This window comes from Pseudoalteromonas sp. MMG007 (assembly GCF_018100985.1).
Lineage (GTDB): Bacteria > Pseudomonadota > Gammaproteobacteria > Enterobacterales > Alteromonadaceae > Pseudoalteromonas.
Window position 1 is genome coordinate 40,284 of record NZ_JAGJEI010000007.1, and the last position, 21,328, is coordinate 61,611.

17 protein-coding genes and 10 tRNA genes are annotated in these 21,328 nt (G+C 39.5%); 23 read left to right on the forward strand and 4 right to left on the reverse strand.

The window, feature by feature from the left end; translation table 11 throughout:
* Nucleotides 1–68: 68 nt before the first annotated feature.
* Both J8L71_RS10210 and J8L71_RS10215 read right to left on the reverse strand, forming a co-directional pair.
* Nucleotides 69–145 (reverse strand) — tRNA-Pro (locus tag J8L71_RS10210).
* 111 nt (nucleotides 146–256) lie between these two features.
* Nucleotides 257–880: an arylesterase gene (locus tag J8L71_RS10215; protein ID WP_211000456.1), complete on the reverse strand. Its 624-nt coding sequence runs from the start codon at nucleotides 878–880 to the stop codon at nucleotides 257–259.
* Here J8L71_RS10215 and J8L71_RS10220 point away from each other — a divergent pair, their 5' ends adjacent.
* The 21 genes from J8L71_RS10220 to J8L71_RS10320 all read left to right on the forward strand — a co-directional run bounded on the left by J8L71_RS10220 (nucleotide 881) and on the right by J8L71_RS10320 (nucleotide 14,900).
* Nucleotides 881–1,594 carry an ABC transporter ATP-binding protein gene (locus J8L71_RS10220; RefSeq protein WP_211000457.1) on the forward strand — a complete coding sequence of 238 codons (714 nt, stop codon included), beginning with the start codon at nucleotides 881–883 and terminating at the stop codon, nucleotides 1,592–1,594.
* The gene (locus J8L71_RS10225; protein ID WP_211000458.1) at nucleotides 1,584–4,085 is read left to right on the forward strand and encodes an FtsX-like permease family protein; all 2,502 of its coding nucleotides are present in this window, start codon (nucleotides 1,584–1,586) and stop codon (nucleotides 4,083–4,085) included. Before J8L71_RS10220 ends, J8L71_RS10225 begins: the two co-directional genes overlap by 11 nt.
* A 127-nt stretch (nucleotides 4,086–4,212) precedes the next feature.
* Complete coding sequence (gene ruvC, locus J8L71_RS10230; RefSeq protein WP_058549799.1) at nucleotides 4,213–4,737, forward strand: crossover junction endodeoxyribonuclease RuvC; 525 nt, start codon at nucleotides 4,213–4,215, stop codon at nucleotides 4,735–4,737.
* Nucleotides 4,738–4,739: 2 nt separating this feature from the next.
* Nucleotides 4,740–5,357 (forward strand): Holliday junction branch migration protein RuvA, encoded by a 618-nt coding sequence (gene ruvA, locus J8L71_RS10235; protein ID WP_211000459.1) that lies wholly within the window; start codon nucleotides 4,740–4,742, stop codon nucleotides 5,355–5,357.
* Between the two features lie 7 nt (nucleotides 5,358–5,364).
* Nucleotides 5,365–6,372 (forward strand): Holliday junction branch migration DNA helicase RuvB, encoded by a 1,008-nt coding sequence (gene ruvB, locus J8L71_RS10240; protein WP_104642877.1) that lies wholly within the window; start codon nucleotides 5,365–5,367, stop codon nucleotides 6,370–6,372.
* A gap of 955 nt (nucleotides 6,373–7,327) precedes the next feature.
* A complete protein-coding gene (gene tolQ, locus J8L71_RS10245; RefSeq protein ID WP_058549653.1) occupies nucleotides 7,328–8,032 on the forward strand; it encodes a protein TolQ in 705 nt (234 codons plus the stop codon).
* A complete protein-coding gene (gene tolR / locus J8L71_RS10250) occupies nucleotides 8,019–8,450 on the forward strand; it encodes a protein TolR (RefSeq protein WP_004587274.1) in 432 nt (143 codons plus the stop codon). The genes tolQ and tolR overlap by 14 nt, the downstream gene beginning before the upstream one ends.
* Nucleotides 8,451–8,454: 4 nt before the next feature.
* Nucleotides 8,455–9,381 (forward strand): cell envelope integrity protein TolA, encoded by a 927-nt coding sequence (tolA, locus tag J8L71_RS10255; protein ID WP_211000460.1) that lies wholly within the window; start codon nucleotides 8,455–8,457, stop codon nucleotides 9,379–9,381.
* Nucleotides 9,382–9,390: 9 nt separating this feature from the next.
* On the forward strand, nucleotides 9,391–10,749 hold the full coding sequence (tolB, locus tag J8L71_RS10260; RefSeq protein ID WP_211000461.1) for a Tol-Pal system beta propeller repeat protein TolB: 1,359 nt from the start codon (nucleotides 9,391–9,393) through the stop codon (nucleotides 10,747–10,749).
* Nucleotides 10,750–10,783: 34 nt separating this feature from the next.
* Nucleotides 10,784–11,326 carry a peptidoglycan-associated lipoprotein Pal gene (pal, locus tag J8L71_RS10265; protein ID WP_211000462.1) on the forward strand — a complete coding sequence of 181 codons (543 nt, stop codon included), beginning with the start codon at nucleotides 10,784–10,786 and terminating at the stop codon, nucleotides 11,324–11,326.
* A 13-nt stretch (nucleotides 11,327–11,339) separates the two neighbouring features.
* The gene (gene ybgF, locus J8L71_RS10270; protein WP_138681694.1) at nucleotides 11,340–12,089 is read left to right on the forward strand and encodes a tol-pal system protein YbgF; all 750 of its coding nucleotides are present in this window, start codon (nucleotides 11,340–11,342) and stop codon (nucleotides 12,087–12,089) included.
* A gap of 226 nt (nucleotides 12,090–12,315) precedes the next feature.
* A tRNA-Lys gene (locus tag J8L71_RS10275) sits at nucleotides 12,316–12,391 on the forward strand.
* 69 nt (nucleotides 12,392–12,460) lie between these two features.
* Nucleotides 12,461–12,536, forward strand: a tRNA-Lys gene (locus tag J8L71_RS10280).
* Between the two features lie 82 nt (nucleotides 12,537–12,618).
* Nucleotides 12,619–12,694 (forward strand) — tRNA-Lys (locus J8L71_RS10285).
* Between the two features lie 81 nt (nucleotides 12,695–12,775).
* Nucleotides 12,776–12,851 (forward strand) — tRNA-Lys (locus tag J8L71_RS10290).
* Between the two features lie 82 nt (nucleotides 12,852–12,933).
* Nucleotides 12,934–13,009 (forward strand) — tRNA-Lys (locus J8L71_RS10295).
* An 80-nt stretch (nucleotides 13,010–13,089) separates the two neighbouring features.
* A tRNA-Lys gene (locus J8L71_RS10300) sits at nucleotides 13,090–13,165 on the forward strand.
* 81 nt (nucleotides 13,166–13,246) lie between these two features.
* Nucleotides 13,247–13,322: transfer RNA gene (locus J8L71_RS10305), tRNA-Lys, on the forward strand.
* Between the two features lie 64 nt (nucleotides 13,323–13,386).
* Nucleotides 13,387–13,462 (forward strand) — tRNA-Lys (locus J8L71_RS10310).
* A gap of 141 nt (nucleotides 13,463–13,603) precedes the next feature.
* Nucleotides 13,604–14,644, forward strand: coding sequence for a quinolinate synthase NadA (gene nadA, locus J8L71_RS10315; RefSeq protein WP_104642874.1), 1,041 nt, complete (start codon nucleotides 13,604–13,606; stop codon nucleotides 14,642–14,644).
* Between the two features lie 166 nt (nucleotides 14,645–14,810).
* Nucleotides 14,811–14,900: transfer RNA gene (locus tag J8L71_RS10320), tRNA-Ser, on the forward strand.
* 65 nt (nucleotides 14,901–14,965) lie between these two features.
* On the opposite strand, the gene J8L71_RS10325 is transcribed toward J8L71_RS10320, so the two are convergent.
* On the reverse strand, nucleotides 14,966–17,635 hold the full coding sequence (locus tag J8L71_RS10325) for a CHASE domain-containing protein (protein WP_211000463.1): 2,670 nt from the start codon (nucleotides 17,633–17,635) through the stop codon (nucleotides 14,966–14,968).
* Nucleotides 17,636–18,041: 406 nt separating this feature from the next.
* Here J8L71_RS10325 and J8L71_RS10330 point away from each other — a divergent pair, with 406 nt between their 5' ends.
* Nucleotides 18,042–19,367 carry an OprD family outer membrane porin gene (locus J8L71_RS10330; RefSeq protein WP_211000464.1) on the forward strand — a complete coding sequence of 442 codons (1,326 nt, stop codon included), beginning with the start codon at nucleotides 18,042–18,044 and terminating at the stop codon, nucleotides 19,365–19,367.
* A 142-nt stretch (nucleotides 19,368–19,509) separates the two neighbouring features.
* Here J8L71_RS10330 and J8L71_RS10335 read toward each other — a convergent pair whose 3' ends face one another.
* Nucleotides 19,510–19,899: a DUF2750 domain-containing protein gene (locus tag J8L71_RS10335; RefSeq protein ID WP_058549662.1), complete on the reverse strand. Its 390-nt coding sequence runs from the start codon at nucleotides 19,897–19,899 to the stop codon at nucleotides 19,510–19,512.
* Nucleotides 19,900–20,126: 227 nt separating this feature from the next.
* On the opposite strand from J8L71_RS10335, the gene J8L71_RS10340 reads away from it, so the two are divergent.
* Complete coding sequence (locus J8L71_RS10340; RefSeq protein ID WP_211000465.1) at nucleotides 20,127–21,170, forward strand: alkene reductase; 1,044 nt, start codon at nucleotides 20,127–20,129, stop codon at nucleotides 21,168–21,170.
* Nucleotides 21,171–21,328: the final 158 nt, after the last annotated feature.

The following is a 21,328-nucleotide window of genomic DNA, read 5'->3' on the forward strand; positions in this document are numbered from 1 at the left end:
GGCTAATTTAATCGTGCGATAAAGAAGTGAGGTTTATTTATAACTAATTGAAATTAAAAGTAGTTAAATGGTCGGTATGGAGAGATTCGAACTCTCGACCCCTGCCACCCCATGACAGTGCGCTACCAAGCTGCGCCACATACCGACGTTGTATGCAATAGTACGTGTATTTTTTTAAAAATCAATAAGCGATTGTTTGTTTGGATGTTTATTACACAAGAGGCCTAAAAAGGCGCTCTTGCAATATAACAATTGGCTAGTCTTTATTTAACCACTTTTTGATCGAGCCATACATCTCATCTCGTATTAATGGCTGAGCTTTTTTGTTAGGGTGTAAACTATCGCTTTGCATTAGTTCAGGTTTACCTGCAACATTAAGCATGAAGAAGTTCATTAAATGTGCATCTGTCTTCTCACTTATTTGTGTAAAACTGTCGGTGAACATTTTACTGTAGCGTGGGCCGTAATTTGGGGGAATATAAATTTCCATTAAGGCGGTCATCGCATTGGCAGCTTGGCTTTTTTCGATCAGCGAAGTTAAGTTAGCTTGCATTTTATTAACCGGAAAACCACGTAAACCGTCGTTAGCGCCAAGCTCTATAAGTACATGAGTAGGCTCGTATTGCTCAAGCAATGCATCTAGGCGGCGAAGGGCGCCACCGGAAGTTTCGCCACTAATACTGGCATTTATTAATTCGATATTACTTTGCTCTGCATCGTATTTATCTTGTAACAATTTGACCCAGCCTTGTTCTTGTTTAAGTCCGTAGGCTGCACTTAAACTGTCACCGAGTATTAAAATCGTGTTGTCGGCTGCTGCGCTCAGTGGCTTGATAACTAAAAATAAAATGAATACAAAACGAAGGATTGAATAAGTCATATGTCAGCGCTTTCTCAATTAAATATAATTCAGGTAAATGGTTTGTCTAAAGTGGTCTCTACCTTTGAAGGTGAGTTGCCCATCCTCAGCGACATCAGCTTTAATGTCAAGCATGGCGAGTCAGTTGCAGTAGTTGGTACGTCGGGTTCTGGTAAATCTACGTTGCTTAGTTTATTGGCAGGGCTTGATACAGCAAGCAATGGTGAAATATTTTTAGACGGTGCACCGCTTCATTATTTAGACGAAGAGCAGCGCGCAGCACTTAGAGCGGAAAAAGTGGGCTTTGTTTTTCAATCTTTTATGTTGGTACAGAGTTTAACCGCGCTTGAAAACGTTATGTTGCCGGCAGAGCTTGCAGGCGAAAGCGATGCAAAAGAGCAAGCGCTTGCGTTACTTGAAAAAGTAGGGCTTAGCCATCGGGTTGATCATTATCCGTCGCAGCTATCTGGTGGTGAGCAGCAGCGTGTAGCAATTGCGCGAGCATTTATTGGTACACCAAAAATTCTTTTTGCTGATGAGCCTTCGGCTAACTTAGACAGTAAAAATGGCAAAATGATTGAATCACTTTTATTTGATTTAAACACTCAGCACGGCACTACGCTTATTTTAGTAACGCACGATGAAGCACTTGCGCAAAAGTGTGAACATATTATTCAAATAGAAGCAGGATTACTTGTTAAAAGTGAAGCTGAGGATACTGCAAATGTGGGCTAAGTTAGCGCTTAAATTATTTGCGCGAGAGTTTAGACGTGGCGAGCTTACTGTTATAAGCGCAGCAATTGCGCTTGCTGTATTAACGGTGCTTACTCTTTCTATGGTTACTGAGCGCATCGCACAAAGTATTGCACAAAAAAGTAGTGCGTTTACAGCCGCCGACCGTGTACTTGCAAGTGCTCATACACTCGATACTGCTTTTATTACCAAAGCAAAAGAGCAAAACCTGCAAACAGCACAAATGGTTTATTTTGATACCATGCTTTTTGCAAACGACGAAATGCAGTTTAGCTCAGTAAAAGCAGCTTCAAACGAATATCCGTTAAAAGGGCAACTAAAAGTTAAAGATAGCCTAATGGGTGAAACCGTTATTGCCCAGGGCGGGCCTGCACCTGGCAATGTATGGTTAAGTGAGTCAGTTTTTTATAGCTTAAATATTGATATAGGCGCACAAGTAGAGCTAGGGGCAGCCCTATTCAATGTTGAAAAAGTAATTGTAGAAGAACCCGATGCGCCATTTAATGTGTTTTCGAGTAGTCGTCGTGTATTAATAAACATTGCTGATGTGCCAAAAACAGAGGTTATTCAGCCTGGTAGTCGTGTTTATTATCGCCAGCTTTATGCAGGTGATGAGGCTGACATAAATAGCTTTTACGAATGGTTAAAGCCACAAATGGCTGAAAACCAGCAGTGGTACGGTGTTAAAGACCGCCAATCGCCAATCTCTAAGAGCTTAAATCGTGCAGAGAGTTTTTTACTACTAGCCGGTTTATTGGGTATTATTTTAGCTGCAGTGGCGATTGCTGTATCGGCAAAACGGTATTGTGAGCGCCAGTACGACCCCGTAGCGATGATGAAAACGCTAGGAGGAAGCCGTTCAACTATACGTAAAATATACATGCTGCATTTGCTTTTAGTGTGTGTAATGGCGGTGTCTATTGGTTTATTAATTGGTTATGGCTTGCAAGAAATCGCAACGAGCTATTTATCAAAAAGTATGGGAATGGAGCTGCCTTTAGGTGGCTTTAGACCCTGGTTAATCGCTATAAGTACAGGCGTAATATGTGCGGTTATGTTTTCTATTAAGCCGTTATTTGATTTATTTGATATCCCGCCGCTTAGAGTACTGCGCCGTAATTTAGGTGATCAGTTAGCAGTAAGCCGAATGCATTTAGGTATGAGTGCGCTAACGGTGTTTTTATTAATGTGGCTTTTTAGTAACAATATAAAAATTACCCTTATTTTGTTTGTGTCTACTTTAGCGCTTATTGGAGTGTTGTTTTTACTCTCTAAACTTATATTTGGTGGTGGGCGTAAACTGGGATTAAAACCGGGTAACAGCTGGTCTTTAGCTATTGCGTCTATTCAAAAGCGTGCAAACGTAAATGCTGTGCAGCTTATTAGCTTTTCGTTAGCGATTAAATTGTTGTTGTTCTTAATTGTACTTAAAAATGACATGATTTCTGATTGGCAATCGCAGCTTCCAGCTGATGCGCCTAATGCCTTTTTAGTGAATATTACGCAAAATGAGCTTGAGCCAGTAAATGAATATTTAGCGCAAAATGATATTCAGGTATCAGACTTTTACCCAACCATTCGTGGGCGTGTAAATGCAGTAAATGGCGAGTTGGTTGCACGTAAAGTATCGCTGCAAGACAACGAGAAAAAAGACGAAGAAGCTCGCTCGGGCATTGGCCGTGAGCTAAACCTAACGTGGCTTAAAGATGTCCCAGCGCAAAACGAAATTATAGAAGGGCAGTGGTTTGGTGAAGGTGTAGTAGGTGAAGCATCGGTTGAGGAGTCAATGTTAGAACGTTTAGACGTTGAAATAGGTGACACTTTAACATTTTTAATTGGTGCACAGTCGTTTGACGCTAAAATTACTAGCGTTCGTAAAGTAAATTGGGCGACCCTGAAACCTAACTTTTTTATAATCTTAAGCCCCGACGTACTTAAAGATTTTCCGGCGACTTATATTTCATCGGTGCGTATAGAGCCAGAGCAAAAACGAGACTTTAGCCAGTTATTACGTACTTACCCAACAATAACCGCAATTGATGTTGATAATTTTGTTAAACAAATTCAAACAACTATTCAGCAAGTGTCGTTAGCTATTGGGTTTGTACTTGCCATAGTTGTATTGTGCGGTGCGCTGGTGCTTATATCGCAAGTACAGGCAAGTTTAGGCGAGCGTATGCAAGAAATTGTAATTTTGCGAACGCTGGGAGCTAAAGGGCGCTTAATTAAAAATGCGACGTTATATGAGTTTTTAATATTGGGTGCTTTAGCGGGTTTTGTTGCGGCACTATTTAGTGATGTCGCGCTTTTAATTGTGCAACAGCAGATGTTTGACCTAGCAGGCAAATTACACCCCGCTATTTGGCTTATAGGGCCTGTATCGGGTGGTGTATTTGTCGCCGCGCTTGGCTACTTTATGATTGCCAGTAAACTTAAACAAAATACTCAAGGGTTAGTTCGCGCATTGGCGTAAGCTATACTTTGAATCATTAAACGCCCACTTAATTTGTGGGCGTTTTTGTTTTTACTTGTTACTGGTAATTTATACAGTGCTCTGGCATTATTAGCATAATTAAAAAATAACAATAATGGAGCCCTGTTTGGCTATTATTTTAGGGATAGATCCTGGCTCACGATTAACCGGTTATGGTGTTGTGGCGCATCAGGGCGCTAAGTTCACATACTTAGGCAGTGGCTGCATAAAATTGGCCGATCATCCATTTCCTATCAGGCTTAAAATGATTTACCAAGGGATCACGCAATTAATCGAACAATTTTCGCCAGAAACTTTCGCCATCGAAAAAGTATTTATGGCGCACAATCCCGATTCGGCTTTAAAACTAGGCCAAGCGCGAGGAGCCGCTATTGTAGGCGCTTCTATGGCTGATTTACCGGTATTTGAATATTCAGCAAGGCAAATTAAACAAGCCGTGGTGGGTAACGGCGGCGCCGATAAATCGCAAGTACAACATATGGTAAAAAATATTTTAAAATTACCAGGTACGCCTCAGGCTGATGCAGCCGATGCACTTGCTATTGCTATTTGCCATGCACACTCAGAACAAAATTTAATTAAACTAGCGGGTAGCGCAAGCAAAACCGTTAGAGGACGTTTAAGGAAATAATTATGATTGGCCGCTTAAATGGCATTTTAGTCGAAAAACAACCACCCGAAATTTTATTAGAAGTAAGCGGTGTAGGTTACGAAGTCCAAATGCCAATGACCTGCTTTTATGACTTACCAAATATTGGCGAAAACGCCATAGTTTATACTCATTTTGTAGTACGCGAAGATGCACAGTTATTATTTGGATTTAATAATAAAACTGAACGCGCACTATTCAGAGAGCTATTAAAAGCTAACGGAGTAGGGCCTAAACTTGGGTTAGCTATATTATCGGGCATGTCGGCTAAGCAATTTGTGAGCTGTGTAAATAACGAAGACGCTACGTCTTTAGTTAAGCTACCTGGTGTAGGTAAAAAAACCGCTGAACGCCTAGTACTTGAAATGAAAGACCGATTAAAAGATTGGGGCAATGACTTATTTACACCGTTTAGCGACAATGCTGTTATTGAGCCTATGAGCGATGCCACAATTGCTAATAATGCCGCCGATGATGCGGTATCAGCATTGGTTGCACTTGGTTATAAATTGCCACAAGCGCAAAAAGCAGTAAAATCGGTTAGTAAACCAGATATGTCTACTGAGGTTCTTATTAAAGAATCTTTAAAATCAATGTTGTGAGTAACCCATGATTGAAGCGGATCGCTTAATTGACGCGACTGAAAAAACCAACGAAGACACCATCGATCGTGCAATAAGGCCAAAACTGTTAGCCGACTACCGAGGTCAGCCACATGTTAAGCAGCAAATGGAAATTTTTATAGAAGCTGCTCGTAGCCGAGGCGAGGCGCTCGATCATTTATTAATATTTGGCCCGCCAGGCTTAGGTAAAACAACGCTTGCGAACATTGTTGCTAATGAACTTAACGTAAGCATTAAAACAACCTCAGGCCCTGTACTTGAAAAAGCCGGCGACTTAGCTGCGCTACTTACCAACCTTGAAGAGGGCGATGTACTGTTTATTGATGAAATACACAGGCTAAGCCCACAAGTTGAAGAAATACTCTACCCAGCAATGGAAGATTACCAGCTTGATATTATGATAGGCGAAGGCCCAGCTGCGCGTTCTATTAAATTAGATTTACCTGCATTTACGCTTATTGGTGCGACTACGCGAGCAGGATCGCTAACGTCACCGCTTAGAGACCGCTTTGGCATTGTGCAGCGCTTAGAGTTTTACTCTGTAGCCGACCTATCACATATTGTAGGGCGTTCAGCACATTACCTCGATTTAGAAATGTGCGACGACGGCGCAACTGAAATTGCAAAGCGTTCTCGTGGTACGCCACGTATTGCTAACCGTTTACTTCGCCGCGTACGCGACTACACACAAGTAAAGTCAGACGGAACAGTAAATGCAAATGTTGCTGAGCAAGCGCTTGATATGATTGACGTTGATAAAAGCGGCTTTGATTACATGGACCGTAAATACTTACTCGCCATTATAGAAAAGTTTATGGGCGGGCCCGTTGGGCTTGATAACTTAGCAGCTGCCATCGGTGAAGAAAAAGAAACCATTGAAGATGTAATAGAGCCTTTTTTAATTCAACAAGGCTTTATTCAGCGTACTCCGCGCGGGCGAATCGTGTCTGACAATGCTTATCATCATTTTGGTTTACTCCCAAAACAAGACTAAATTAGTGCAGCCTGCAGCAGTAAATGTAGTGGGCTGACTCCTGCCTAGTTGTAAATTTTTTATAAAATATAATCAACTGTCACCCGCTTTGTTGCAAATGTAATCAAAAAATTAAAATCAGTTTGTAATTCACTTAACGTTAAGACTGGCGTGGCTATGCTGCGTATCAATCAATTTGAGCTAATGATATTCATTTGTTCTTAGCTAGAGAAAAATTGCGTTCATTACAATTAACCCTTCTTGGGCTAGTAGTTAAAATTTAGGCAAAAAAAAGCCCGCATATAATGCGGGCAAACAACAAGTTGAAGGAAGTAATCCAGGGGAACTACGTTTTACTTAATATTGGTTTTATCCAAAAAGAGTAAAACAATGTAATACGACAAAATATCCTATTACTAAGAACTCGACTTAAAGAAAAATCTTTCATTTAGTGCGTCAGCTCGGTATGGGAGAATAATACGTAAGATTGCTTTTTTATTCAAACTAGAAAATTTGCATTTTCAGATTAAAAAAACTAATGCTATGAGTTTTATCGTTGTTTTAAATTTGTGCGTTAATTAATCGTTAATTTTATAAGTAGATGAAAATTATAACTTAAGTAATATTTTTCATTCTAGCTCAGTATTAGTTTTACTATTACGATTAGGTTGCTCGAAAGTGGTTTTGAGTGTTTATGCGCTAAAATTGAATAAACGGTGCATTTTATGACGTTTAAGGCATATATTTAAGCATTTTACCCGCATTAAAATAATAGACTGGGTTTTATAAAAACCTAATAAAGATACAAAAGCATAATAAAGATGATTTTTAACGTTTTTTGTTGCTTATTCATAGCAATATCGTTGTCAGCTTGAAATGGACTAGATACACTAGATGCAACTTTTGACCGCGTAGACGGTCGTATTTACACAAATGAACCAATTTGCCGTATTTTGAAATTATTTAGGAGTTTAACGTGGGATCAGGGCTTAATTTTTTAGATCTAATTCTAGAAGCCAGTTTGCTTGTTCAGTTAGTGATGTTAGGGCTAGTTGCCATGTCGGTTATGTCGTGGGCGATTATTTTTCAGCGCAAAAAAGCGATATCAGATGCGTTAGCGAATGCTAAAAAGTTTGAACAAAAATTTTGGTCAGGTATTGACCTAAGCAAACTGTACAACGAAATTTCGTCGCGTAGTGGTCAATCTCATGGTATTGAAGCGCTATTTACAGCAGGCTTTAAAGAGTTTGCACGCCATAAAAAGAATACATTTCAAAGCGCAGGCATTGTTATGGAAGGCACGCACCGCTCAATGCGCGTTGCACTTTCTCGCGAGATTGAAAAAATAGAGTCAAGTTTATCGTTTTTAGCAACGGTTGGTTCTATTAGTCCATACATCGGCTTGTTTGGTACGGTGTGGGGTATTATGAATGCCTTTATTGCACTAGGCGAAGTTAAACAAGCAACATTACAAATGGTAGCCCCAGGTATTGCTGAAGCATTGATTGCTACTGCAATGGGCTTATTTGCGGCTATTCCAGCTGTTATTGCTTATAACCGCTTTTCTAATAAAGTTGAAAAACTAGAATCTCATTACATTAACTTTATGGAAGAGTTTGCAAATATTTTACACCGTCAAGCAGCTACCCAAATAGAGGCTCAAGCGAATGTATCAGCGTAAAAAGCGTCGTCCGGTCGCAGAAATTAATGTAGTACCTTACATTGATGTAATGTTGGTATTGCTAATAATATTTATGGCTACAGCACCGCTTATCACGCATGGTGTGAAAGTAGATTTACCAAAAATGGAAGAGTCGGATTTAGTCGATACTAAAGACACGCCACCAATTATTGCGTCAATTGATTCTGCGGGTAAGTACTATGTGAGTATAGGCACCGATCCTGAAGAGCCAATGGAAGCGTTAGATGTAGCTGCCGTTATTAAGTTACAACTAATGAAAAATCCTGATGTGCCGGTAATGATTAAAGGCTCAGGTAAGGTATCGTACCAAGAAGTATTGTTATTAATGGACTTTTTAAAGAATGCTGGCGTACCATCTGTGGGTTTAATGACGGAATCCTTTGAGGGGACACAGTAGTAACATGAATAGTTCTATAATCAAGTCAGTACTTTTACATTTGGGGTTAGGTGGTTTTTTGTGGGCAACTGCAAACCTTCATCCACCTGCGCCAAAAGTAATGGAGGTTACACTTAATTCGGCTATTCCAACGCCTGAAAAAGCAGTATCGGCAGTAACGGTTGATCAAAAGCAAGTTGAGCAAAAAATTGCTGAACTACAAAAGAAAGAAGATGCTAAAAAACGTGCAGAAGATAAACGTATTCGCGATTTAGAACGTCGAGCGGCTAATGCACGAAAGCAACGTGAAACCGAAGCGCGTAATATTAAAAAGTTAGAGCAACAGCGTAAGGCGAAAGAGAAAGAAAAAGCCCAAGCTGAGGCTGAAGCTAAAAAAGCTCGTGCAATTGAGCAAAAAGAGCGTGCTAAAGCTAAACAAGCTGAAAAGCAAAAGCAAGAGGCTGAAACTGCCGCTAAAGCTGCAGCCGATAAACGCAAAGCTGAAGAAGAAGCACTAAAAAAAGCAGAAGCAGAGCGTAAAAAACGTGAAGCCGAAGCAAAAGAACGTGCTAAAGAAGCAGAGCGCAAGCGTCAGCAAGCATTGCAAGAGCAAATGTTACAAGAGCAACTTGCCAAAGAGCAGGCGGCCCGTAGTAAAATACGTCAGCAGCAAGTAGTGAGTGAAGTTGATAAATATCGTGCTTTAATCATGGCGCGTATACAGCAAAACTTACTTATTGATGAAAAAATGAAAAACCAACAGTGCCGAGTAAATATTCGTTTAGGCTTTAATGGTTTAGTAACGCAAGTTAAATCGTTAGGTGGTGATAAGTTAGTATGTGAAGCTGCGTTAAGAGCTGTGCGCATGGCCGACACGTTACCGGTATCTAAAGATAAAGACGTATTCGAACAACTTAAGAATATTAATTTAACAATCAAGCCAGAATTTTAAAGGAATGATATGTTCAACAAAATAAAAATAGCCTGCTTAGTTTTACTGTTTGGGTTTGTAGGTGTTGCTAATGCCGCGCTTGAAATTGTAATAACAGAAGGTGTGGATGGCGCAAGACCCATTGCGATTGTGCCTTTTAAATACCAAGGCATTGGCCAAATCCCTGAAAAATTAAGCAATGTTATTGCTGCCGATTTAATGCGCAGTGGTAAATTTAAGCCAATAGATGTAGCGCAAATGCCTCAACAACCTAATAAAGATGGCGAGATTGATTACGCTTCGTGGGTTAATAAAGGTGTAGAGGCTATATTAGTCGGTGAAGTAGAGCAGCAAACTGATGGGCGTTACTTAGTACGTTATGAATTAGTAGATGTAATACGCGGCCAAATTACTGGCGGTAATACACAAATGATGAGTAACGGTAAATTAATTAAAAGCCAAGATCACGTATTAGAAGCGCGTGAGAGTGTGATTGGTGAAAACGGTTTTCGTCGATATTCGCACCGTATAAGTGACGTGATTTACGAAAAGCTAACTGGCGAGAAAGGTGCGTTTTTAACTAAAATTGCTTATGTAATAGTACGTGATGAAGACCCTAAGCCTTATCAGCTAGTGGTTGCTGATTACGACGGATTTAACGAGCAAGTATTACTGCGTTCAAAAGAGCCATTGATGTCGCCAGCTTGGTCACCAGATGGTACTAAGTTAGCGTATGTAACGTTTGAAAACCGCCAGAGCCAAATTTATATTCAAGATATATACACAGGTAAGCGCGAAATTATTGCAAGTTACCGTGGTATTAATGGTGCGCCGCAGTTTTCGCCAGATGGTAAAAAATTATTATTAGTACTTTCTAAAGATAAAACAGGTGCAACCGAAGTTTATTTGCTTGACTTGGCTACGCGAAAAGAAACACGCCTTACACGTCATCGTAGTATAGATACTGAACCATCTTGGTACCCAAATGGCCAAGATATTGTGTTTACATCTGAAAGGGGTGGTAATGCCCAGATTTATAAGTTAAATTTAAAAACTGGTAGGTCAAATAGATTGACCTTTGACGGTGACATGAACCTTGCGGGTTCTATAACACCGGACGGTAAAGAATTAGTGATGGTTAACCGTACCAACGGGCAGTATCATCTTGCTAAGAAAGAGCTGGCTACAGGCGCGTTTCAAGTATTAACGCGAACTCGCCTAGATGAATCACCGAGCATAGCGCCAAACGGTTCGATGATTATTTACAGCACGCTTCATAATAATAAACAGGTACTTGCGCTGGTATCGATGGACGGTCGCTTTAAAGCACGTTTACCTGTGCTAGACGGACAAGTAAAGGCGCCAGCTTGGTCGCCATATTTACAGTAATATTACTGGTTTACTCAAAATAGGAATCTACTCAATGCAACTTAACAAAATACTTAAAGGCCTGCTAATTGCTGTGCCAGTAATGACACTAGCAGCTTGTAGCTCATCGTCAGATATTGACGAAGGCGCTGCAAATCAATCAAATCAAGGTGTTGTTGAGCAATCAACAAACAATGATACTGTTGAAGTAGCTACAATCTCTCCTGAGCAACAAGCAGAAGAGCAACTTCGTCAAAAATACGAAGCACTACGTCAAGAGCAAGTAATCTACTTCGATTTTGATAAAGCCACTGTTGAGAGCAAGTACGCAGAGTTACTTCGCGCACACGCTGAGTTTTTAGTTCAAAACCCTTCAGTTAAAGTATTAATCGAAGGTCACGCTGATGAGCGCGGTACACCTGAGTACAACATTGCACTAGGTGAGCACCGTGGCCAAGCAGTTGAAAAGTACCTACAAAGCTTAGGTGTTTCAGCTAGCCAAATGTCAGTAGTAAGCTACGGTGAAGAGAAGCCAATGGTTAAGTCTCGCACTGAATCAGCTTTCGCTAAAAACCGCCGTGCGGTACTAGTTTACTAAGATAAGAGATATTATGAAGCCGAAAATTATTTTGGCAGCCATGATATTGAGCGGGAGCACCCAGTTAATGGCTGCTCCCGCTCCTGTTTCAGAAGCTGCAAGTTCACAATCGAGTATTGAGAAACGCTTAGCGTCGCTTGAAAACATGATGCAGTCGCGCAACTTATTACAGTTAGAGTTACAACAACAGCTCAATTTATTACAAGACGAAGTAAGTCAAATTCGTGGTGTAACGGAAGAACAAAGCTATAAACTTGAAAAAGTACTGCAGCGTCAGCGTGAGTTGTATCAAGAAATTGAAAACCGTGTAAGCCAAGCTTATACACAGCCCACTGCGGCGCCTACAACCGACTACACGCAGCCAAGCGATGCACAGACCTACAGTAACGATTTATCTGAAAACGAAGCTTACGAGCGTGCTGTTGCGTTAATAATGAAAGATAAGCGCTATGATCAAGCGATCCCTGAATTTCAAACGTTTTTAACGACCTACCCAAATTCGGTTTATGCGTCTAACGCGCATTACTGGTTAGGCCAATTACTAACAATTAAAAATGAAGGTGTAAAAGCAAGCGAGCATTTTAAAGTGGTAGTAAATGAATTTCCAAATTCAAATAAACGCCCAGATGCAATGTTAAAATTAGGCTCACTTTTACAAGATCAAGGGTTAACGGCTGAGGCACAAAAAATACTGGGTGATCTTATCAATCAGTACCCAAGTACAACCGCTGCAAAGCTAGCAACTGACCGTTTAGGTAACTAAAGTTCACCAGCAATTAAATTGCTTATTTAGGCCAGCAAACTACATGGAAACTCTCGGTGAATCTTGTATTTGCATGTAGTTTGAGCACAAACGCTTTAATTTTGTGCATCTAGACATAAAAACTTAAAAAAAGAGACAATTTCGGTTGCACTCATTTTATAAATAAGTATTATAAGCGCCCGCAGCAAACGAATGGTTACCCCACTCGAAATGCGGCAAAAAGAGCGGGTTATTAGCTCAGTTGGTAGAGCAGTTGACTTTTAATCAATTGGTCGATGGTTCGAATCCATCATAACCCACCATTTTTAAAATGGTCTTTTATCGGCGGATTTACGTACAGTACCAAGTTGCTATAAATGCAGCGTCAGAGCGGGTCATTAGCTCAGTTGGTAGAGCAGTTGACTTTTAATCAATTGGTCGATGGTTCGAATCCATCATGACCCACCATTTTTTATTCTTTTTGAATAAAGCATGGTTTCAATCGGCGGATTTACGTAGCTTCATTCTTTATAGAATAAGTGCATAGAGCGGGTTATTAGCTCAGTTGGTAGAGCAGTTGACTTTTAATCAATTGGTCGATGGTTCGAATCCATCATAACCCACCATTCTTTATTCTGATGAATACAGTTTGGCTCAATCGGCGGATTTACGTAAGCTTCATTCTAAATTGAATAAGTGCATAGAGCGGGTTATTAGCTCAGTTGGTAGAGCAGTTGACTTTTAATCAATTGGTCGATGGTTCGAATCCATCATAACCCACCATTCCTTATTCTGATGGATATAGAGTGGCTTAATCGGCGGATTTACGCACGCTTTAACTTAGGTATAAGTAAGCACTTGGAGCGGGTTATTAGCTCAGTTGGTAGAGCAGTTGACTTTTAATCAATTGGTCGATGGTTCGAATCCATCATAACCCACCATCTTATTTCTTTAGAATTAAGTTGGTCCAATCGGTGGATTTACACAAAAAAGTAAGTTGCGGTTAATGCAGCAAAAGAGCGGGTTATTAGCTCAGTTGGTAGAGCAGTTGACTTTTAATCAATTGGTCGATGGTTCGAATCCATCATAACCCACCATTCTTTATTCTAATGAATACAGCGTGGCTTAATCGGCGGATTTACGTAAGCTTCATTCTAAATTGAATAAGTGCATAGAGCGGGTTATTAGCTCAGTTGGTAGAGCAGTTGACTTTTAATCAATTGGTCGATGGTTCGAATCCATCATAACCCACCATTCTATGAGTAGTTTTAATCGGCGGATTTACGTAGCTTTTTTCAAAGCAAATTTATATTAGAGCGGGTCATTAGCTCAGTTGGTAGAGCAGTTGACTTTTAATCAATTGGTCGATGGTTCGAATCCATCATGACCCACCACTCTCTAATACTTTCCTTAATATTCTTTTTTAATTTCCCATGTTATTTTTTATAAACAGCCCCGCTAGTTTGCTGTTATTTATGTTTATATTCTCGTATAATTCGCCGTAATTAATGCACTGTAGATAAGTGGTCGAGAACATGAGTCTAGCTCAAACTATTATGCCTGAAGGTTATATTTTCCCTCCTAAGCCAGCACCGTTAACACAAGACGAGCAAGGCGAATATAAAGCGCGTATTAAACAATTACTGAAAGATAAAAATGCAGTACTTGTAGCGCATTATTATACTGATCCAGAAATCCAAGCCCTTGCTGAAGAGACCGGCGGTTGCGTTGCCGACTCGCTGGAAATGGCGCGTTTTGGTGCACGTCACGATGCCGATATGATCATCGTAGCGGGTGTAAAGTTTATGGGCGAAACAGCGAAGATTTTAACGCCAAATAAAACCGTCGTTATGCCAACGCTTGAAGCGACATGTTCGTTAGATATTGGCTGCCCAATAGACGAGTTTTCAGCGTTTTGTGACGAGCATCCTGATCGTAAAGTCGTTGTGTATGCAAATACCTCAACGGCTGTTAAAGCGCGTGCAGATTGGATTGTAACCTCATCATGTGCACTTGAGATAGTAGAGCACCTTGACGAGCAAGGCGAAAAAATTATTTGGGGCCCAGATAAGCACCTTGGTAGCTATATTCAAAAAAATACCGGTGCCGATATGCTAATGTGGAATGGCGCATGTATCGTACATGATGAGTTTAAAACAAAAGCACTTAAAGACATGAAAGCACTACATCCAGACGCGGGTGTGTTGGTTCACCCAGAATCGCCGGCAGAAATTGTAGCGCTGGCTGATGCCGTAGGTTCTACAAGCCAATTGATTAAAGCTGCACAGACAATGGACAACAAAAAGTTTATTGTAGCCACTGATCGTGGCATATTTTATAAAATGCAGCAGCTATGTCCAGAGAAAGAGTTTTTTGCAGCTCCAACAGCCGGTGAGGGCGCTTCTTGTAAAAGTTGTGCTCATTGCCCTTGGATGGCAATGAACGGCTTAAAAGCGATTGAAGAAGCTTTAATCGACGCTAAAGGTAAGGAAATATTTGTAGATATGGACTTACGTGAAGGCGCGCTTAAGTCACTTAACCGCATGTTGGACTTTACAGCAAACATGGCTAAGTAATTATCCCAATGTATAAAAACGGCTAAGCCTATTGGTTTAGCCGTTTTTTTATGTCTTTTATAGATTGCTGGTTGATAAATAGGCATTTAACGGTGCAAACTTAAAAATGCCTTGCACCTGTGTAACCTATTTCATACTATAACGCGCTGTTGCAGTGCAACACTTTGGAGAGATGGCTGAGTGGCTGAAGGCGCACGCCTGGAAAGTGTGTTTAGGTTAATCCCTAACGAGGGTTCGAATCCCTCTCTCTCCACCATTATTCTTAAAACCCGCGTGTTTATATCGCTCGATATAAACCTGCGGGTTTTTTAATGGCTAATATTAAGATGTAAGGTTATACAGCATTTCAATAAGCTCATTTTTTTCTATTGGCTTAGATACATAGCCGTCAAATAATTGTTTGTATATTTCTTTTTGCTCGGTAAATACATTCGCAGTTAATGCGATAACGATTTGCTCTTTATCAAGTACTTTAATTTGTTTACACGCTTCAAGACCATCCATTTTTGGCATTTGAATATCCATAAACATAATATCGGGCTTATGCAGCTTGTAAAGGGCAATAGCTTCTAGGCCATTATTGGCTATTACAATTGTTGCTTTAGTTGGTTCAAGCATCGCTGAGGCTACTAATTGGTTTATTTTATTATCTTCGGCTAATAAGATAACTTTTTTCGATAAATTCGGAAATTCTGCATTGCTTGTTTTTAATTCACTTTCTTCTACTTCAGCTTGCTCTAAAGGTAGGTAGACGTAAAACTGACTACCCGCACCTAACTGGCTTAATACTTTTATTTCGCCATGCATTAAACTGATTAACGATTTCGTAATAGGTAAACCAAGGCCAGTACCACCAAATTCACGGGTGGTTGATGTTTCTGCCTGTTCAAAGCGCTTAAATAACCGCTCTATAGCTTGCTCTGATATACCAATGCCGGTATCTGACACTCTACAACAGATTTTTTTTTCATCTGTTAGGCTAAATCTTACCGTAACACCGCCGTCAGAGGTAAACTTAATAGCGTTAGATATTAAGTTTAAAAATATTTGCCTTAATCTAACAGGGTCACCAATCCAGAACTTATGCTTAATATTAATTTCAAATTTAAGGTATATATTTTTATCATGGGTTTGTACTGCTAAATCAGATTCTAAATGATGAATAAGCTCAAATAAGTCAAAGGGTTTATGTTCAAGCGATAGTTTGCCTGCCTCAATTTTAGAAAAATCAAGAATATCGTTAATAATGGTTGTGAGCGCTCGGGTTGAATACAATGACTTTTTTAAATATTCTTTCGATTTTTCATTAAGTGGCTGTTCTTGTAATAACTGCAAAGTACCAAGTATGCCGTTCATTGGAGTACGTATTTCGTGGCTCATGTTTGCTAAAAATTCAGATTTAGCTTGCGATGCTTGTTCAGCAAGTTCTTTAGCGTGACCGAGCGCTTGCTCGTGGTTAATTTGCTCAGTTAAATCATACGCAATGCCTAAGTAGCCAACCGTATCTCCTTCGTTATTTAATAAAGAGGTTACGCTTAAATTGACTTGAATATGTTGCCCATTTTGAGTGACGTAAGTCCATTGATTAATATCTGGTGTAGTGGCTGTTGCTTTAATGGTTAGTACGTCCATACCTGCAGTAACAGGCATATTTAATTCTTTAGTAAGCAATGAGGCTTTGTTAATTAACTCTTCTTTTAAATGAAAAGTAATTGGGCTTTGGTTTCCTATAATATCATCGGCTTTATAACCTAATAATTTCTCAGCAGCAGGGTTAAATAAAGTCACAACCCCTTGTAAGTCAGTTGCAATAATTGAGTAACTAGCACTGTTTACAATACTGCGCTGTAACATGCTCATATCGGCTATTTCTTGCGTGCGCTGTTTAACTTCGCTTTCTAGTTTTAGGTTTGCTTGTTGTAACGCTAGTTTATTTTGTTTGGCTTGAAGCGCTTTTCTTTTAATTCTTTGGCTTCTTCTAAAAACAAATAGTTGTACTAAAAAAGCTAAAAACATAAAAATGACTGTAGCAAAAATGCCATTCACAGCCGCTTGATACCGCCCCTGCAAATGCAGATTTTTAATAAAAGCATCAGAGGCATTTATGGTAATTTTCCACGTTCTTCCCATTAAATGTATTATTTTAGTTAATTGGTAATCGTTAGTGTTGCTCTTAACGCCATAGCTAAAAAAATCGGTGTCTGAGTTTTTAGTTATATCACTTATTTTTAACTGGTTTTCATCAATATTAGAAAGTGAATTTAGGATCTTATCAATTAATAAAGGTGAATAGGCCCAGCCTAAAAGCTCATTAAAACGCTGGCTTTTATCATCAGCAATAATAAGGTTTTTGTATATGGGTACTAATATTAGAAAGCCCTGATGCGAGAGTTTATTTGCTTGCACCAAAGTAAGTGGGGCCGTTAATTGTGTTTTATTGTTTATCGCGGCATTGAGAGCCGCTTGCCTTCGCATAGTCTCTGAGCCGATATCTAACCCAATAGCTTTTAAGTTTTTTGGTTCAGGAAAAATATATTGAATTATAAAGTGTTCGTCTGTGGGGGCTGCGAGTGTATTTAAATTAAAAGTTTGATCGGGCCTATCGTTTTTTGCACTATTCAAAAATTTATCTAACTGCCCAGCGTTTACTTTTTTTATAAAGCCAATGCCATTAGCACTCGGAAATTCTTTAGCGTAATTTTGACTGGCAGAATAGTTATAAATGGCTTGATAGCTTAAGTTGTTAATGCCTATGCCGTGAACAAATCCTTTTAGTCCATATAGCCCATACTGATATAAATCGAGCCTGCCTACTATACCTTTAGAGAGCGAGGTAAGGCGGTTATTGAGCGCATTATTAATTTTATTATCAATGAATTCTTGATGTTTAATATGAGCAAAATAAGTCAGTACACTTCCTGCAGCTAATATAATTATATGCGTAAGCAGTGAGATTAATAACCCCTTATTAACCAGGCGTGCTTGCGTCATTAATCAATCCTTTTGTATGGGTAGTAGTAGGCGTGTTTCTATTTTAATACTGTAATAAATATAGCACTTTATAGAGAGGATACAACTTTGTTCTTAATTAAAAATTTATATATTTAAGAGTAGCTTGGCGACTTATTAGCTAAAAATTAATCTTTTTTCAATGTTAAGGGGTTTACCGAGACCTTTGCTATAAGTAGGCAGTTACAGCGACATACAGATTACCTAAGAGGATCAGGCGCTAACAATTTAGGTTGAAGTTACGGTTATATGCTTAATTTATAAAAGTTTAGACTAACAGTCCCTAACTTCCTTAAAAAGTAAACTATAGTTTTAGCTTAATAGGTAAAGATTTACACGTCTAAGTGCACTAAAAAATCGTAGTTTAAATAAATAAGCGGGATAAGTTATGGCTAAACAGAACGTTAAATTATCAGCAGTAATGAGTGCATGGCTAACATGTATTGCTATTCCCGCGTATGCAGATATCAATGTTCTTACAAAGCAGGATGAACTTAATATCAAGCTTAGAGCAATTTATTTTGATCGTGATTACGAGAACAACACCAGTGACGATTCAACCTTTGCACAAGGAATAGAGATCAATTACAAATCAGGCTATCTTAAAGGTTTGATTAGTGTGGGCGCATCTACTTACACAGTTCTAAATTATAACTCTACTGGCAGTGCACAAAATAATATTTTACCCGCAGGCAGCGAAAAAGGTGGCGTTGACGATAGCTTTTCTAAATTTGGGCAATACTTTATTAACTTTAAATTAGGTAATGCAGGACATATAAAAGTAGGCGGACAAAAAACCAAAAGCATGCTGCTAAAAAGTTCTGGAAGTCGCGCTATTCCAAATTCGTTTAGAGGTGTATTTGGTGATTACAAAACAGGTAATACCAAAGTATTTGGTTATGCATACGATAAATGGAGCCGCCGCCATGATGATAAGTGGGAGGACTTTTCTACTGATCAATCAAATAAAGGTGCTATAAGCGTAATTTGGGGGCTAGGTGCAAGTTATGAAAAAGATAGGTTAAAAATTAATGCTGAATATTTAAACTCTCACGACTATTTAAGTAAATTAGGCTTTAAAGTTAGTTACGAACTTGAGCTTGAACAAAGTAAACTAACACTTTCAAGTGGTGTGTTTACCTCAAAAGACAACGGTGACTTGTTTGTAACTGGTGCAGAGGGCGGGGATTTAGATGATGAAGACGCACCTGGCGCTATTATAGGACTAACTAAAAGTGAAAATGATGGTTTAGCTTACTACCTTGATGCTAATTGGGAAAAAGATATTTGGGATGTTGGAGCAGCGTTTACTAAAGTGCGTGATGCATGGATAGAGGATAGCTTTAACGGTGATCACGGCACTAACCCATTTCCTACACGGTCATTAATTGGAGCGGATTTAACAAATCAAAATGAGGCAACCTGGCAAGCCCGCTTAGGTATTAACTTACAAGCTGTTGCGCCAGGTTTAACAACTAAACTTTACTATACAAGTGGTAGCAACGCTGAAAACTCGTCTTTAGGTAAAGTAGGCGGTACCGCTGATGAAAAATACTGGGCTATAGATACCCGTTACAAAGTGGCCGCAGTAAAAGGTTTAAGTCTACGCTGGATGTTTGTTGATTATAGTACCGACGAAACCGGAAATGTTGATGGTGTTAAAGGAGATAGAGCTGATCATCGAGCTTACGTAGATTACACATTTAAATTTTAAAATAACCTTAAAAGTAAGACTACCCGCAAGTACAAAATGGCAAAGCTGTGACTATGGCTTATTTAAATTTTAAAAAGCAGATATAACAAACGCGGCTATTTTAAAGCCGCGTTTATAAACTAATTAAAGTTATGCTGGTTACTTAGTATTTTTTCTTTGGTGCTTTTAGCTGTTTTTCAAATTCGTCAGGAAATAAAATAGTGCCGTCGTCTTCCTCGGTTGGGAATACAGCGATAAGTAAGTCGTCTTCTTCAAGGCCTGGTGTCCAGCGGCTAAACCAATCTACGGTTGGGATTGCTTTTGGCGTACAGCCTTCCCATTCACCCGTGGCCCATGCCTGGGCAAATTCGCGCGTTGGCCACACAGGTACGCAATCGTCGTCTTCGTTGGTAAGCATAACGCAGCCATCGTCATCATTTAAAATCCATACTTGCTTGTATTGCTGCACGGTTTCGAACATAAACGCGAGTCGCTTTTTTGCGCCAAGGCCTAAAATTACTGCTTGTTGTTCGGTTGCATTTTCGCTCGTCATGATTGGCTCACTCTAGTTGCTATCGATTATTAATGTATAGCGTACAAGTATATCGAGTTATATGACAGAGTGTTGAAAAGTTACTATTTAATTTCATCCTCGCAGATCTAATTTAAGTATTGATCAGTATATGTTCCCATAAATTTGAGCGATCATTCAAAATTACTCTTGAATGTATTTTAAAAGACCTCATCTCATACACATACTTTAAAGAAGGATTGAAAAGAATGACTACTGATTTACTTTCACCGTTTAAACTAAACGACACACTTGAGCTTCAAAATCGTGTACTTATGGCGCCTTTAACACGCTGTATGGCCGATGATAATTTAGTGCCTACTCAAGATATGGTTGAATATTATGCTCGCCGCGCACAAACAGGTTTAATTATTAGCGAAGCCACTATTATTCGCCCAGATGCGCAAGGTTACCCAAATACACCAGGGTTATTTACCAGTGAGCAAATTCAAGGTTGGAAGAAAGTAACTGATGCAGTGCATGCCAATGGTGGCAAAATGTTTGCACAACTTTGGCATGTTGGCCGTGTTGCGCATCCTCACTTTTTTGATGGTGATGTATTGGCACCATCGGCAATTGGCGTGGAAGGCTCAGTACCACGTATGCGTGAGCTTACTTACATTACGCCAAAAGCTGCAACAACTGACGATATAAAATCGCTGGTTGCAGATTTTGCCAAAGCCGCCGAAAACGCAATGGAAGCAGGTTTTGATGGCGTAGAAATTCACGGCGCAAATGGTTACCTAATTGACCAGTTTTTACATTATGAGGCTAATGTACGTGAAGATGAATATGGCCAAACACCAGAAAATATGTCGCGTTTTGCACTAGAAGTAACGGATGCTGTTATTGCTGCAGTGGGTAATGAGCGCACTGCATTAAGGTTAACTCCAGGCGCTTATTTTAATATGAGCGAAGATAGCCGCGATAAAGCCGTATTTGATTACCTATTACCAGAGCTTGAAAAAAGAGATCTAGCGTATTTACACGGCGGTATATTTGACGACAGCACGCGTTTTGACTCTTTAGAGGGCAAAACAACGTCTGAATTTTTAAGAGCTGGCTATAAAGGTACGTTAGTTGGCGTAGGTAGCTACAGTTTTGAAACTGCGAAAGAGGCAATTAACGATGCTAAGTTTGATTTAATCGCCATTGGACGCCCGCTAATTGCTAATCCAGACTATATTAGCAAAGTTGCAAACAACGAAGAGCTTGTTGCTTATAACGACGAAATGCTCGCTAAACTGATTTAAAATAGTTTAGTTTTAAGTAAGTCAGCCTAGGATTTAAGTTCTAGGCTGACATCTCCACGACATAATTAAGCCATAAAACTCCCATAATTTTTTAACACCTCTGTCAATAAACTTCATTTTTGTTGTCATATTTCAAAACCATACTGTGCCCGCTTTCA